Below are 13,884 nucleotides of genomic sequence, written 5' to 3'. Positions count from 1 at the left end.
GCAGCATCGAACCCCTGCCGGAGCGCGACGATGCCTGATTCGGCGGTCGACCCTACGGTGGGGACATGGCGGTGATCAACGGTTGGAGGCCGGGAGCGCAAGCCCGGATCCGCGTGGTGGACGCGGTGGGCGCGGCGGTGCTGTTCGTGCTGTCGGTCGTGGCTGCCTCGGTCGTACCGCACCAGCATCAATTCTTGTTGCGCTGGCCCGCAGTGCTGGTGGCAGCCGTCGGCTGCTCCGCGCTGGTGTGGCGGCACCGTCACCCGTTCGGCGTACTGGTCGTCACCATTGGCTGCGGGGTGGCCTTTCAGGTACTCGGGATTCGGGACAGCCCGCTGGTCGCAAGTCCGGTTCTGGTGTCCGTCTACAACGTGGCCGTGCGGACCGACCGGCGTACCGCCTGGACCGCGGCATCCGTCTCGGCTGCCATCTTGATCAGCGCCGCCACGGTGTTCACCGCGAAGTCGTGGCTGGAGCCGGACACGGTCGCGATGCTGGCCTGGACGGCACTGCCGGCCGCCGTCGGGGACGGGGTGCGCTCACGCCGCGCCTATGTGGCGGCCGTGGAGGAACGGGCGGAGCACGCGGAGCGCACCCGCGAGCAGGAGGCACGGCAGCGAGTGGCGGCCGAACGTGTCCGGATCGCACGCGAACTGCACGACATCGTCGCGCATCACATCGCCTTGATCAACGCGCAGGCGGGCGTCGCCGTCCATCTGGTGGACCAGCGACCGGAACAGATCCTCAAGGCTCTGGAGGACATCAGGGACACCAGCCGCTCCGCCCTGGACGAACTACGGGTGACCGTGGGCCTGCTCCGGCAGTCCGACGACCCGGTGGCGCTGCGCGATCCGATGCCGGGCCTTGCGCAGATACCGGCCCTGCTGGCGTCGTTCGAACGCGCCGGGCTCGCCGTGAGCCACACCCGGTGCGGCGACACCGAACCGCTGGAGCCGGCGGTCGACCTGGCCGCGTACCGCATCGTGCAGGAGTCCCTGACCAATGTGCGCAAGCACGCCGGAGCCGACCATGCGCGGCTGTTCCTGCACTACCACCGTGAACGGCTTACGATCACCGTCGAGGACGACGGGTCCGCCGGAGCGCACCCTCCTCAGCCAGGGGTCGGTCACGGGCTGATCGGCATGCGTGAGCGGGCTGCCACGATCGGGGGCAGGCTGCACGCGGGACCACGTCCCGAGGGCGGATTCACCGTGACGGCCGAACTACCGCTGCGCCCCAGCCGCCCCGGTCCGGCATGGGATCGGAGAGATGGGCATGACGATTCGCGTACTGCTTGCCGATGATCAGGCCCTGCTACGGGGCACCTTCAGAATGCTGTTCGACGCCACGGACGACATGGAGACCGTGGCGGAGGCGTCCAACGGACGCGAGGCGGTCGAGCTGGCCGGCGCACAGCGCCCGGACGTGGTCCTGATGGACATCCGCATGCCGGAGATGGACGGCCTGGAGGCGACACAGCTCATCAGTGAGTCCGAAGACCTCGCAGGCGTGAAGGTACTCATCCTGACCACCTTCGAGAATGACGTGCACGTCGCCGAGGCGCTGCGCGCGGGTGCGAGCGGCTTTCTCGGCAAGGGGGCGCGACCGGAGGAGCTTCTCGAAGCCGTCCGCACCGTCGCAGGCGGCGAGGCGTTGCTGTCCCCGACGGCGACACGGGCGTTGATCACTCGGTTTCTGGCCCAGCCGGATCCGTGTCCAGTGGCCGTGCACGAGCGGCTGGAGTGCCTGACGCCGCGGGAGCGCGACGTCATGATCCTCGTCGCGCTGGGCCTGTCGAACGACGAGATCGCCGATCGTCTGTTCGTCAGCCCGCTGACCGCCAAGACCCACGTCAACCGGGCGATGACCAAGCTGGCGGCTCGTGACCGCGCCCAGCTCGTGGTCGTCGCCTATCAGTGCGGGCTGGTCAGTCCGGCCGCCGAGCCGAATCCCCCGGAGGTGCCCGCGTGATCGTCCACACGCTGTTCCGCGTGGGGTCCCAGCAGTAGTCCGGCGTACCGGATACCGCAGCCGTGGTAGTCGGGAATCACCGTGTGGGGACGACGCGCCAGGGGCCGCCGATGGGCGAAGGTGAGACCAAGAAACGGAGGTTTCGCCATGATCGAAGCCCACTGCTCGACCAAGATGTCCGGCGAGAAGCCTGTCGTCGAGGAATGCCGCAGGATCCGTGGACTACTGGCCAAAAACGCACTCGAGTTCCTTGCACCCGATGAGGCGAGCGCCGTGGCGGCTCACCTGGCGACCTGCGACACGTGCCGGGACGAGCGCGACCGCCGTGCGGCGGTGCCCGCACACCTGACCCTGCTGCGCGACGCCCTGGCTTGCGGCCAGGGCCGGAACAGGCGGGCGTGCGCGGCCACCCGGGCCGAACGCGGCCACGGGTCCTCCCGTTACCCCGGGTCGGACGGGGCCGCCCCGACGACGCAGATCACACTGGCCCAGTGGGTCAGCAAGACCACGTCGCAACTCAGGTGAACCGACCTGGTGGAAGCGGCGACGTGCCCTGGGGCACAACGGCACCGGCCCTGACGGGTCCCTTCGCGGGCTCGGACGGGCCGGCCGCACCGACCGCCGTTCCCGCCCTCGCGGGCCACGAGATCACGCCAGGAACCGGGCCGGCAACCTCGCCGGGCAGCGCCTGGCAGACCTTGGCCAACTGGGTGCGCGCGGGTTTGCGCACCCCGCCCATGCCGTCCACGGGCGGGCCGCGTCCGGATCAGCCGGCGGTGAGGACGCGCCAGTCGCGCGCGCCGATGTCGACGGGCCCCACGCCACCGGAGCGTTCGCGTTCACGTACCTCTCCGGTCTTCTCCGGTGGCGGGCGCTTCTGTCCCGCAGCAGGGTCCTGCCAGAGGAGCGGCTATCCCCAGACGGCCTGGGCGAGCGCCGTACCGGTGAACGCGGCTCCGAGCCCGGCCACCACACTCGCCGCGATGTTCGCCGCGGCGTAGAACCGGGCTCCGTCCTCCGCCAGGCGCAGCGTTTCGTAGGAGAAGGTGGAGTACGTCGAGAGCGCCCCGCACAGGCCGGGGCCGACAAGCAGTTGTACTTCGGAGGAGACGGCTTTGGCCGTGACCATGCCGGTGAGCAGCCCGAGGACCAGGCAGCCGACGATGTTGACCGTGAAAGTTCCCCACGGGAAGAGGCTGTCGTGCCTGGACTGGACCGTGCGGTCGGTCAGGTAGCGCAGGGGGGCTCCGACCATGGCGCCCGCGATGACGAGCAGCCAGTTCACTGCCCCTCCTCGGCGCGGGCGTGCCGTCCCGTGTAGCGGATGACTTCGCAGTCGTCGAGGACGACGAGCCCCTCGGTGACGAGTTCGTCCAGTTGCGGCAGGAAGGCCCGGATCCGGTCATCGGTGTCGACGATCACGATGGCGACCGGCAGGTCCTCGCTCAGGGACAGCAACCGCGTTGTGTGGATCAGGGAGGAGGCGCCGAAGCCTTCGATACCGCGAAAGACGGAGGCGCCGGCCAGACCGGCCTTGCGGGCCCGGTGGACGATCTCGGTGAACACGGGCTTGTGGTGCCACATGTCGTTCTCGCCGATGAAGATGGTGACGCGCAGCGCGGAACCGGTGAGCCTCATGGCTGCCTCCATTCGATGACACGTCGCGTCACGGTGACCGCGATCCATACGGAGGCCATGGCGGCGAGCAGCGTGAGGGCCAGGTACGCCAGGCCGGTGCGTGCTTCGCGCCCGTCCACCAGGCGTTGGATGTCGGCGGCGTAGGTGGAGAAGGTGGTGAAGCCGCCGAGGACACCGGTGCCGAAGAAGGGGCGTACGAGCCGGTGGGCCGCCCAGACGTCGGTGATCACGACCATGAAGACGCCGATGATGGCGCAGCCGATGGTATTGACGGCCAAGGTCGTCAACGGGAAGGCATCGGCCGCGGTGGGCCACAGGAGCGAGGCCCCGTACCGTGCGGCCGCCCCCACCCCGCCGCCGAGCGCGACAGCGGCCATCACGGGGCCCTGGCGCAGCCGGAGTTCTCTGTGCTGCGCGGGACTGTGGAGATCGACGTCGGGGTCGACGGGTTCATTCACCATCGGGGGAATCGGGCTCCGGGACTCTTCCACGTACATCTCCTACTCGTCGGGCGCAGGCATGCGTGAACTGCGCGTCGCAAGTAGGGACCGTTGGCGGCGTCGTTGCCGCGGTTCGGGTACGGCGGGCCCCACCGCCGTGCGGTGCGTACGAGAACACCGCCTCGGGCAAGCCTAGCGGGTGCCGGGGACGTTCTCCTGTCCGGGCGGGAGGGGTGGGGGAGAGATACGGCGGTTGTGGCGCCCGCCCCCGCGCGGGACACTGGACATTCGGCGATGAGGCTCGCCGTGACCGCGCCTCATGGCGCCCATTACGGCTTTGTGTGATCCAGCCGTATCCGACATGCCGCCTCGACCCGGAGGCCGGCCCGCAGGCAGGGGGTGCGTACGGCTTTGGCTGTCCGGACCGCATCCCGGCCTGTGACGCAGGCGTCGGCGAGGCTGATCGTGCTGCGGCACGCCAAGTCGGCCTGGCCGGAGGGTGTACCCGATCACGAGCGCCCGCTCGCGGGCCGGGGCCGGCGGGATGCCCCGGCGGCCGGACGGTGGCTGTACGAGGCGCAGTGCGTGCCCGACCTGGTCATCTGCTCGACCGCCCGGCGCACCCGGCAGACCTGGGATCTGGTCGCGGCTGAACTGGGCGCCGCGCCGGAGGTGGTGTTCGAGCCGCGGGTGTACGAGGCGAGCGCGTCCGCCTTGGTCTCCGTCGTGCGCGACGTCCCGGAGCGGCGGCGGACGGTGCTGTTGATCGGCCACCAGCCGGGAGTGCAGGACATGGTCCTGTCCCTGGCGGGGGACGGCGACGACGAGGCACTCACGCGGGCCCGCGTGAAGTATCCGACCGCCGCGGTCGCGGTGCTGATGCTGCCCGGCACGTGGGCCCGGCTCGCTCCGGGGACGGCGACGCTCACCGATTTCGCCGTACCGCGCGGCGTCCACGTCAGGCGTTCGAACGACGCCTAGATGATCAATTCCAAGAGATGCCTGCGGAGGGTGTGGGGTGGGCGGCGGCCGACGCCACCGCGAGACGGTCAGGCGGCAGGCTGCCGGCCCTGGTTGTCGAGGTGGCAGCGGGCGGTCAGGCGTCAGGGTCGACTTCGGGGTGCGTGAACCGCACGGGCTTGCCCAGCGACCGGGCGTAGGCGATTTCGGCTCGGGTGCTGTCTCCGATGTAGTCGCCGACTACGAGCACCTCATCAGCGAGCCGGATCTTCGCTCGGTGTAGATCGTCGAGTCGAACCTTCAGCGCCTCGGCCTCGACAGGATCGGACCAAAGTTCGTGCGGCGACTTCATGTCACAGCCCGGTTTGACGACAATCTTTCCGGCTTTGGTCTCCCGCAGATCGGCCTCGGTCATCTCGGTCATGAAGCGGGTGGAGCCGCAGATCACGACGATACGCGGGAGGCTCAGCTGCTTCTTCGCGTCGGCGAGCCTCTCCTCGGGGGTGAGCAGTTGCGGGTATGACACTGGTTCCTCCTGGTGGTGTGGTCCAAGGGGCGCCTGCGGAGACGAGAACGAGGGTGTCCAAGATCGTTTTGTGACGAACGACGTGGACACCCTCGCGACAGCACTCTATGCGACGACCGACGACATCCTGAAGGAGCCTCCTGGGCTGGCGCCGTGGCGCCCGCCGGTCGGCATTACGCCCCGCCTGAGCCATGCCGAACTGGTCACCCTCGCCACGATGCAGGCCATACTCGGCTTCACCTCCGAGGCCAAATGGCTCCGCCATGCTCGTGCCCACCTGCGCCACCTCTTCCCCTACCTGCCCCAGCAGCCCGGCTACAACAAGCGGCTGCGCAAGGCCGCCGGTCTGATGCGAAGCGTCAACCGGATCCTGGCCGCCACCACCTCGGTGTGGAGCGACGACGCATGGGTCGTGGACTCCACCCCGGTGGAATGCGGCCGCTCCCGCGAGACCGTCAAACGCTCCGACCTGGCAGGCTGGGCCGAATACGGCTACTGCGCCGGCCACAGCCGCTTTTTCTGGGGCCTGCGCCTGCACATGATGTGCACCCTTCAGGGCCTGCCCATCGCCTTCGTCCTGACCGGGGCCAAGGCCGACGAACGCGAGACCCTCCTCGACCTCCTGGCCGCCGAATGCGAGCTTCTGCGAGAGCGCCCCCGACAGACTCTCATCGGCGACAAGAACTACTTCGGCCGTGGTTTCGAACGCGAACTGTCCGAGCATGGAGTCCAGTTGCTGCGGCCTGCCCGTAAAGGTGAATGGGAACGGCCTGGTGCCGCCCTGTTCAAGCCGCTGCGGCAGGTCATCGAATCGATCAACGAGACCTTCAAGGGACAGCTTGACCTCGAACGGCACCGAGGGCGCACACTCGGAGGTGTCATAGCCCGCGTCATGCAACGCATCCTCGCGCTGACCGCCGCGATCTGGCACAACGACGCGACCGGACGAACCGTCCTACGCTCACTGATCGCCTACGATCACTGACCCCTTGGAATAGATCATCTAGTTCGAACGACGCCCAGGAACGACGCCGAGGGAGGCTGACTGCCGCGCGGATCAGCTCAATTCAATGGCGGCGGGCCGCCTGCTGCTCGCCGTGCGACGTCAGGGTCAGCGCGCCCGCAGGGCGCAAGGTGGTCACGAGGGCTCTTTGGTGCTCCCGCCGACGGCGGCGCGTTCGCGGGATGCCTCGATCTCCGCGTAGGCGGAGTCCCGTCCTTCCCAGTGGGATCCCTCGACGGACTTGCCGGGTTTGAGGTCCTTGTAGACCTCGAAGAAATGGGTGATCTCCAATGTGTCGAAGGCGGGAATATCGCCGATGTCCTGCATGGCGGCGTAGCGCGGATCATGGGCGGGCACGCAGAGGACCTTCTCGTCGGGCCCCTTCTCGTCCTTCATGACGAACATGCCGACAGCCCGGCACTCGATGGTGCAGCCGGAGAACGTCGGTTCTCCGACCAGTACGAGAGCGTCCAGCGGATCGCCGTCGCGGCCCAGCGTTCCCTCGATGTAGCCGTAGTCCGCCGGGTACTTGGTGGACGTGAACAGCAGCCGGTCCAGGCGGATGCGGTGCAGTGTGTGGTCCATCTCGTATTTGTTGCGGGACCCCCGAGGGATCTCCACCGTCACGTCGAACTCCATAGCTGCCTCCTGGCGATGGGGTGTTGGAGGTGGTGCGTGCCGGTTCGCGCTGCTGCCGGCACCCTCGGCCTCGTGACGGGTGCGCCGGCCCTGCTTGCGCAGCAGAGCCGAGGGTGTGGTGCAGGCAGATGGCTCGCGGGCACATGAGCCGTGGGTGCGGCGCGGGGCGCAGCGCATGCGGACATGATCACCGGCACGCCCGGCACGCCCGGCACGCCCGGCGCGCGGTTCCAGTGTGCGCCTGCCCCGTGCATCCGGCAGCGCGGAAGGGCCGCGGTGCGGCCGAGCGGGGACGGAGTGGTCGTACGGGGCCCCGCCGGTCAGGGCTCCGTCCGCCGGGCGACGGCACCCCGGAACGCCGCGGCAGTCGCTGCCGCGGCTCCTTCCCGGACGCGGCGGCAGACGTCCGACGCCGGCGGCAGGCGTCGGACGCTACTGGATGAACCGCGGCAGCCACTTGGCCCGGTAGTCGGGGTGGCCGGCATGCTCTGCGGCCATCTGCCGGACGGCGAAGCCGAGTCCGACGGCACGGCCGGACGAGAAGTTGTGCTCGGGGCGGTCGGTGTCCCTGTCGGCGACCTCCGCGTATTCATTTAGCAGAACCCTGCTCGTCTCGATGCGGCGACAGGTACGGGCAGGGTCCTGGTGAGCGATGTGCTGGTCGAACCCGCGATTGCGCACGATGAACGCGATGGCGCCGGACCGGTCGTGGACCTCGCCGGGCACGTCGGCCGGACACCGCCAGTTCTCTCCGCCCGCCGCTCGCGCGATCTGTTCCTCCTCGGCGAGGCGCGCCCGAACAAAGTCGATCATGTCGGAGTTTTCTGTCATCGGGATCGCGAGTCCTTCACCGTCTTGGCTCCCTGCCGGGAACTGCACCTACTGTCCGCGCGAGTGCTGTTCGTTCGTCTCGTACGCCTCGTTTTCCGGGGCTGCCGGACGACGATACCGAGTCGGAAGACCGGCACAACGTCCCTGACGACGTGCCCCGGCCGCGGCCGGACGACCGGCCGAACGATCACCGACCGTCTACGATCGCTGACCGCAACCGCACACCTCCTGCCACCGGGCACGGAGGAGCGTCCGACGAGAGAAGAGAACCGCCCATGTCCTCCGTGCGCGGAACATCCGTGGACATTCCCACACAGGACGGCGCTGCCGACGCCTACCTGACCCATCCCGATGACAGCAGTCCGCACCCCGCGGTCCTGCTCTACATGGACGCCTTCGGACTCCGTCCCCAGCTGAAGAAGATGGCCGACCGCCTTGCCGGAGACGGATACACCGTCCTGGTCCCCAACGTCTTCTACCGCCATGGGCGAGCGCCGGTGGTCGAGCTGCCCGAATTCATCGATCCGGCCCGACGGCCGGACATCTTCGAGCGTCTAGGCCCGATCCTGCGGTCACTGACACCCGATCTGGCGATGCGCGATGCCGACGCCTATCTGGACTGGCTCGCGGACTGCCCCCTGGCCGCCGACGGGCCAGTCGCCGTGACGGGCTACTGCATGGGCGCCGGCCTTGCTCTGCGCACCGCAGGCACGTACCCGGAGCGGATCGCGGCCGCGGCCGGCTTCCACGGCGCGAACCTGGCCACCGACTCCGCCGACAGCCCGCACCTGCTTGCCGACCGGATCACCGCGGAGCTGTACTTCGGCCATGCGGACCAGGATCCTTCGATGCCCCCCGAGCAGATCGACCGCCTCGACGAGGCGCTCACCGCATCGGGCGTGCGCCACCACAGTGAGGTCTACACCGGGGCGCACCACGGTTTCACCCAGGCGGACACCGTCAGGTACGACAGCACAGCGGACGACCGCCACTGGACGGCGCTGACCGCACTCCTGGACCGCACCATCGGGCCGGCACGCGTGTGAACCGCGGCCCCGGTCGGCTCCCGGCCTGACTCCCGGCCCCCGCCGACTCCCGCGCTGCCGCTGAATCCCGGCCCGCGCTGAATCGCGGCCCCCGTGCCATGGACATACCGTCGGCAGGGGGCCGCGGACGCCGCACGTGGTTCTGTGCCCGCCCCGCGAGCCGGCGGCCGTCGAACATCCGGATCGCAGCACCCGGATCAGAACGCCCGTAGTCAGAACGCCCGGATCAGAAGGCAGGACGAGAGAGGAAGCCGCGATGACGGCCCAGAACACCCATACTGTCGCCCTCGGGCCGGACAGCGGCCTCGACCAGGTCTTCCAGCTGGCACAGCAGCTGAGAGTGGACTCCGTCCGCGCCAGCACCGCCGCCGGTTCGGGCCACCCCACCTCCAGCCTGTCCGCCGCGGATCTGATGGCCGTCCTCATGACGCGCCAACTGCGCTACGACTGGCAGAACCCGAAGAATCCGGCCAACGATCACCTGATCTTCTCCAAGGGCCATGCCTCTCCCTTGCTGTACGCGATGTTCCTCGCCGCCGGTGCGATCGGCGAAGAGGAACTGATGACCACCTACCGCCGCAACGGCGCTCGTCTGCAGGGTCACCCGACTCCGGTCCTGCCCTGGGTGGACGCGGCCACCGGTTCGCTGGGCCAGGGCATCGCGTACGGCGTCGGCATCGCGCTCGCCGGACGCGACCTGGAACACCTGCCGTACCGGGTGTGGGTGCTGTGCGGCGACAGCGAAATGACCGAAGGGTCGGTGTGGGAGGCCCTGGACAAGGCGGGCCGACACCGCTTGGCCAACTTCGTCGCGATCATCGACGTGAACCGTCTCGGCCAGCGAGGACCCACGGAGCTGGGCTGGGACACCGGCGCCTACGCCCGCCGGGCCGAAGCCTTCGGCTGTCGCGCCCTCGTCGTCGACGGCCACGATCTCGCGGACGTCGAGCAGGCCCTGGCCGTCGCGGGAGACGGGCAGGCCCCCACGGTCGTCGTCGCCAGGACCGTCAAGGGCCAGGGCGTCCCCGAGGTCGCGGACGCCGAGGGCTGGCACGGCAAGGCGCTGCCAGAGGACCTCGCCGCGCGTGCCGTCACCGAACTGGGCGGCGTACGCCACCTCACCGTCCGCGGCCACCGGCCGGCCGCCGCCCCCTCCGCCCCCTCCGCCGCCCCGGCCGCCCCCGTGCAGGTGACGCTGCCGCAATTCCGGATCGGTGAATCCGTCGCCACCCGCGTCGCCTTCGGCAAGGCGCTCGCCGCGATCGGCGCCAGGCCCGACATCGTGGCCCTGGACGCGGAGGTGGGAAATTCCACCCACGCGGAGGACTTCGGCAAGGCGCACCCCGAGCGGTACTTCCAGACCTACATCGCCGAGCAGCAGATGATCGCCAGTGCCGTCGGTATGGCCGTACGCGGCTACCGCCCGTACGCCACCACCTTCGCGGCCTTCCTCACCCGGGCCCATGACTTCATCCGCATGGCGGCGGTCTCCCAGATCTCCATGAGCCTGTGCGGGACCCATTGCGGTGTCGAGATCGGTGCGGACGGGCCGTCCCAGATGGGCCTGGAGGACCTTGCCATGATGCGGGCCGTCCACGGTTCCACCGTGCTCTACCCCAGCGACGCCACATCCGCCGCCGCCCTGACCGCCGCCATGGCCTACCTGGACGGCATTTCCTACCTCCGCACGACCCGGGGTGCCTACCCCGTCCTCTACGGCTCCGACGAGACGTTCCCCGTCGGCGGGTCCAAGACATTGCGCGCGAGCGACCGCGACCGGGTCACTCTCATCGGCGCCGGCGTCACCGTCCACGAATGCCTCGCAGCCGCCGACCAGTTGGCCGCCGACGGCATCCCCGCCCGGGTGGTCGACCTGTACTCCGTCAAGCCGCTGGACCTCGACATGCTCGCCCACGCCGCCCGGGAAACGGGCGCACTGGTCGTCGTCGAGGACCACCACCCCGAAGGCGGCATCGGTGAGGCCGTGCTGTCCGCACTCGCCGCACAGCGACTCGCTCCCGGACTCGCCCACCTTGCCGTACGCAATCTGCCGGGCTCCGGGACCACCTCGGAACTCCTCGATGCCGCGGGCATCTCACGCACCCACATCATCCGAACCGCCCATGACCTCGTCGGCCGCTGAGCCCTGCTGATCCGGGGCCCGCGCGTCCCCGCGAGCGGGGCCAGGAGGCGGATGCGCGTGAGTCGGCGACCGACCGCATCCGCCTCCTACCCCCGTACTTCAGAACTACGCGCAAGGTTCACTCCCCGGCGGGACGCCGACTACGAGGCGTGATCCATAGCTTCGTACCGGAATCGAGAACGACATCCGGTACGGAAGGAACCACCTGTGGCGTCCCGCCCACGCAGAAGACGCCTGTGCCGCGCCCTGCTCACCGCCCTGGTCGTCGCGTCGGTGGCCGTACCGGTATCGGGTGCGGTCAGGCCCGCCGACGTACCATCGCCCGCACCCACCGTCCGGGGCCCGTTGCCCGCCGCCACCCCGAGCGCCCTCGCCGTGCGGTACGCCGCGACCCGCGCGGACATCGCAGCGGCCGCGCGGACGGCCCACGACCACGGCGACGACAAGCGCGCCGAGGCGCTGCGCGTGCTGGCCGGTCCCGCGCGCCACCTCCTCACCTTCGACGGACGCCACGGAGGCCGCTCCGTCGAGGTGGTCGGCGATCTGTCCCGGGCCGACCGGATCGCCGTGCTGGTCCCGGGCGCGGGCATGAGCGTCGACAACTACTGGCGCTTGAAGAGCGGCGCCCAGGCGCTGCGGACGCAGCTGGGCGACCGGTCCGCCGTCGTCGCCTGGCTCGGCTACGAGACGCCGGCCACGGTGAGCCTGGTCGCCGCGACCTCACGCCGCGCCCAGGACGCCGCCCTGGAACTAAGGAAATTCCTAGGGGAGTTGATGAAGGTCAAACCCGCTGCCCGGACCTCCCTGCTCTGCCACTCCTACGGGTCCGTCGTCTGCGCACGGGCCGCGGCCGGACTGCGGATCGCGGATCTCGTCCTGTACGGCAGCCCCGGCGTCGGAGTCGACGACGTGGCCGGCCTGCGCACCCCGGCCGTCGTCTGGGCGGGCCGGGGCGGCGACGACTGGATCGCCGACGTGCCACACGTACGCCTGCAACTCCCGTACGCGGACGTCGGTTTCGGTACGGACCCGGTGTCCGAAGGCTTCGGCGCCCGGATCTTCGACGCGGGCTCCGGTGGTCACAGCGACTATCTCGCGCCCGGTTCCGTACCCCTGAAGAACATCGCCCGGATCGTGGACGGACAGATCCCCGATGCCCCTCGTGCCTGATCCGGTGGCTGCGTGAGGACCTTCTGGAGGGGACTGCCGACGCCGGGGTCACGTACGGTGGCGCCCAGGTGCGCGGCACGCCGGCTTGCGGCGCCACCCCCGATGGAGGATACGAAGTGATCGCGACGCTGTCCGCGCAGCTGCCCGCCGAACCCGCCGACCTTGCCGGGGACAACCAGTGACGACCACCCGCGTGTTGATCGCCGACGACCAGATGATGGTCCGCCAGGGCTTCACGGTGCTGCTCGACGCCGAACCCGGCATCGAGGTCGTCGGTCAGGCCGTGGACGGCATCGACGCCGTCGCCAAGGTCGCCGAACTGGCCCCCGATGTCGTACTGATGGACATCAGGATGCCCGGGGTCGGTGGCATCGAGGCGACGCGCCGCATCATGGCGTCACCCGACGACACCACCAAGGTCCTCGTCCTGACCACGTTCGACCTCGACGAGTACGTCTACGAGGCGCTGCGCGCCGGGGCGTCCGGGTTTCTGCTGAAGGACGCGTCCGCCGCCGAACTCGCCCATGCCGTAAGGGTGGTGGCGGCCGGTGAGGCTTTGCTCGCCCCGAACATCACGAAGCGTCTCATCGCCGAGTTCTCCCGGATGGCCGACGTCCCCCGCGGCCCGGTCAAGGGCCGCAGCGGCAATCTCACGGAGCGCGAGACCGAGGTGCTGTCGCTGATCGCGCAGGGCCTGTCGAACGCGGAGATCGCCGAGCAACTCGTGGTGGCGGAACAGACCGTCAAGACCCATGTGAGCCGGATCCTGGTGAAGTTGAGCCTGCGCGACCGCACTCAGGCAGCCATCCACGCGTACGAGACGGGCCTGGTGCGTCCCGGCGGAAGCTGAGGCCGCTCCGGGACAACGGCCGTTGGGCCCGCCGAAGCCGAAGGAGGTGCCTGCTCGCCAGGCCGGGGCGTGAAGCCCTGGTCTGTGTTCCTTCACGACGGTTTCGGACCTGCGGATCCAGACCTGAGATGTACATCTCAGGTCTGATGCCCGGGCCAATCTGCTTCTGAAGAAGGATGGGATCACCCCGCACCCGATGATGCGATGGAAGGCCGACCGCGTGTGGCGTCGTTCCGGCAACAGAGCCCGTGCGCCCGTGGAGGCTGAAAGGCGTTTGATGAGCGGCAGGTTGACCCGTCGGCCGGATCCCTCGGGTCCCCGGTCCGGCGGTCGCCCACAGCCGGGACTGCGCGTGCTGTCGGTCGCGCACGCGTTGCGCTGGGCATCTGGGCGCTGGGACTTCGTGGAAGACGAAGTGGCGGGACTGCGGCCGCTGGTAGGGCCGGGCGCTGTCTGCCTCGACATCGGGGCCGAGTACGGCCTCTACACCTGGAACCTGTCCGCGCTGGCCGGACCGTCGGGGAAGGTGCACAGCGTCGAACCGCTGCACGGCCCGGCGCAATGGCTCAGGACCGTGGCCGCCACCCTCGGCTGCGACAACGTCACCGTGCACCGCATGGCGCTCGGCGAGCGCGATCAAGGCCGATGTCGAAGGGGCGGAGGCAGC

General features: G+C 69.6%; 15 protein-coding genes. 9 read left to right on the top strand and 6 right to left on the bottom strand.

Annotation, left to right across the window (positions count from 1 at the left end; all coding sequences use genetic code 11):
- Nucleotides 1–65 precede the first annotated feature (65 nt).
- From OG306_RS04585 to OG306_RS04575, 3 genes are all read left to right on the top strand, one after another.
- Nucleotides 66–1,304, top strand: coding sequence for a sensor histidine kinase (locus tag OG306_RS04585; protein ID WP_266744756.1), 1,239 nt, complete (start codon nt 66–68; stop codon nt 1,302–1,304).
- Nucleotides 1,276–1,971, top strand: a complete 696-nt coding sequence (locus tag OG306_RS04580; protein WP_266744755.1) for a response regulator transcription factor — start codon at nt 1,276–1,278, stop codon at nt 1,969–1,971. The genes OG306_RS04585 and OG306_RS04580 overlap by 29 nt, the downstream gene beginning before the upstream one ends.
- Before the next feature lie 147 nt (nt 1,972–2,118).
- Nucleotides 2,119–2,496 (top strand): zf-HC2 domain-containing protein, encoded by a 378-nt coding sequence (locus tag OG306_RS04575; RefSeq protein WP_266744754.1) that lies wholly within the window; start codon nt 2,119–2,121, stop codon nt 2,494–2,496.
- 385 nt (nt 2,497–2,881) lie between these two features.
- Here the strand turns inward: OG306_RS04575 and crcB (OG306_RS04570) are convergent, their stop codons facing one another.
- From crcB (OG306_RS04570) to crcB (OG306_RS04560), 3 genes are read right to left on the bottom strand one after another with little or no spacing between them, the layout of a single operon-like run.
- A complete protein-coding gene (crcB, locus tag OG306_RS04570; protein ID WP_266744753.1) occupies nt 2,882–3,256 on the bottom strand; it encodes a fluoride efflux transporter CrcB in 375 nt (124 codons plus the stop codon).
- On the bottom strand, nt 3,253–3,609 hold the full coding sequence (locus OG306_RS04565) for a DUF190 domain-containing protein (protein ID WP_266744752.1): 357 nt from the start codon (nt 3,607–3,609) through the stop codon (nt 3,253–3,255). The genes crcB (OG306_RS04570) and OG306_RS04565 overlap by 4 nt, the downstream gene beginning before the upstream one ends.
- Nucleotides 3,606–4,070, bottom strand: a complete 465-nt coding sequence (crcB, locus tag OG306_RS04560; protein ID WP_266744751.1) for a fluoride efflux transporter CrcB — start codon at nt 4,068–4,070, stop codon at nt 3,606–3,608. Before crcB (OG306_RS04560) ends, OG306_RS04565 begins: the two co-directional genes overlap by 4 nt.
- Nucleotides 4,071–4,487: 417 nt before the next feature.
- Here crcB (OG306_RS04560) and OG306_RS04555 point away from each other — a divergent pair, with 417 nt between their 5' ends.
- The gene (locus OG306_RS04555; protein ID WP_266744750.1) at nt 4,488–5,030 is read left to right on the top strand and encodes a SixA phosphatase family protein; all 543 of its coding nucleotides are present in this window, start codon (nt 4,488–4,490) and stop codon (nt 5,028–5,030) included.
- A 115-nt stretch (nt 5,031–5,145) separates the two neighbouring features.
- On the opposite strand, the gene OG306_RS04550 is transcribed toward OG306_RS04555, so the two are convergent.
- Entirely contained in the window at nt 5,146–5,535 is a 390-nt protein-coding gene (locus OG306_RS04550) for a hypothetical protein (protein WP_099506786.1), read from the bottom strand.
- Between the two features lie 70 nt (nt 5,536–5,605).
- Between OG306_RS04550 and OG306_RS04545 the strand changes: the two genes are divergently transcribed.
- Nucleotides 5,606–6,520, top strand: coding sequence for an IS982 family transposase (locus tag OG306_RS04545; protein WP_266744749.1), 915 nt, complete (start codon nt 5,606–5,608; stop codon nt 6,518–6,520).
- A gap of 153 nt (nt 6,521–6,673) precedes the next feature.
- Here the strand turns inward: OG306_RS04545 and OG306_RS04540 are convergent, their stop codons facing one another.
- On the bottom strand, nt 6,674–7,177 hold the full coding sequence (locus OG306_RS04540; RefSeq protein ID WP_371665134.1) for an inorganic diphosphatase: 504 nt from the start codon (nt 7,175–7,177) through the stop codon (nt 6,674–6,676).
- A gap of 432 nt (nt 7,178–7,609) precedes the next feature.
- On the bottom strand, nt 7,610–8,008 hold the full coding sequence (locus OG306_RS04535; RefSeq protein WP_266744747.1) for a DUF6221 family protein: 399 nt from the start codon (nt 8,006–8,008) through the stop codon (nt 7,610–7,612).
- Nucleotides 8,009–8,283: 275 nt separating this feature from the next.
- Between OG306_RS04535 and OG306_RS04530 the strand changes: the two genes are divergently transcribed.
- From OG306_RS04530 to OG306_RS04515, 4 genes are all read left to right on the top strand, one after another.
- Nucleotides 8,284–9,054 (top strand): dienelactone hydrolase family protein, encoded by a 771-nt coding sequence (locus OG306_RS04530; RefSeq protein ID WP_266744746.1) that lies wholly within the window; start codon nt 8,284–8,286, stop codon nt 9,052–9,054.
- A gap of 256 nt (nt 9,055–9,310) precedes the next feature.
- On the top strand, nt 9,311–11,197 hold the full coding sequence (locus tag OG306_RS04525) for a transketolase (RefSeq protein WP_266744745.1): 1,887 nt from the start codon (nt 9,311–9,313) through the stop codon (nt 11,195–11,197).
- A gap of 207 nt (nt 11,198–11,404) precedes the next feature.
- The gene (locus OG306_RS04520) at nt 11,405–12,367 is read left to right on the top strand and encodes an alpha/beta hydrolase (RefSeq protein WP_266744744.1); all 963 of its coding nucleotides are present in this window, start codon (nt 11,405–11,407) and stop codon (nt 12,365–12,367) included.
- A 178-nt stretch (nt 12,368–12,545) separates the two neighbouring features.
- Nucleotides 12,546–13,217: a response regulator gene (locus tag OG306_RS04515; protein WP_266744743.1), complete on the top strand. Its 672-nt coding sequence runs from the start codon at nt 12,546–12,548 to the stop codon at nt 13,215–13,217.
- The last annotated feature ends 667 nt before the right edge of the window (nt 13,218–13,884 follow it).

Source organism: Streptomyces sp. NBC_01241 (assembly GCF_041435435.1).
Lineage (GTDB): Bacteria > Actinomycetota > Actinomycetes > Streptomycetales > Streptomycetaceae > Streptomyces.
This window is presented reverse-complemented; position numbering and strand designations above follow the sequence as displayed.

Coding starts and splice junctions, on each gene's coding strand:
- OG306_RS04585 (WP_266744756.1), top strand. CDS start 66: ATGGCGGTGATCAACGGTTGGAGGCCGGGAGCGCAAGCCCGGATCCGC.
- OG306_RS04580 (WP_266744755.1), top strand. CDS start 1,276: ATGACGATTCGCGTACTGCTTGCCGATGATCAGGCCCTGCTACGGGGC.
- OG306_RS04575 (WP_266744754.1), top strand. CDS start 2,119: ATGATCGAAGCCCACTGCTCGACCAAGATGTCCGGCGAGAAGCCTGTC.
- OG306_RS04565 (WP_266744752.1), bottom strand. CDS start 3,609: ATGAGGCTCACCGGTTCCGCGCTGCGCGTCACCATCTTCATCGGCGAG.
- crcB (WP_266744751.1), bottom strand. CDS start 4,070: ATGGTGAATGAACCCGTCGACCCCGACGTCGATCTCCACAGTCCCGCG.
- OG306_RS04540 (WP_371665134.1), bottom strand. CDS start 7,177: ATGGAGTTCGACGTGACGGTGGAGATCCCTCGGGGGTCCCGCAACAAA.
- OG306_RS04535 (WP_266744747.1), bottom strand. CDS start 8,008: ATGACAGAAAACTCCGACATGATCGACTTTGTTCGGGCGCGCCTCGCC.
- OG306_RS04530 (WP_266744746.1), top strand. CDS start 8,284: ATGTCCTCCGTGCGCGGAACATCCGTGGACATTCCCACACAGGACGGC.
- OG306_RS04525 (WP_266744745.1), top strand. CDS start 9,311: ATGACGGCCCAGAACACCCATACTGTCGCCCTCGGGCCGGACAGCGGC.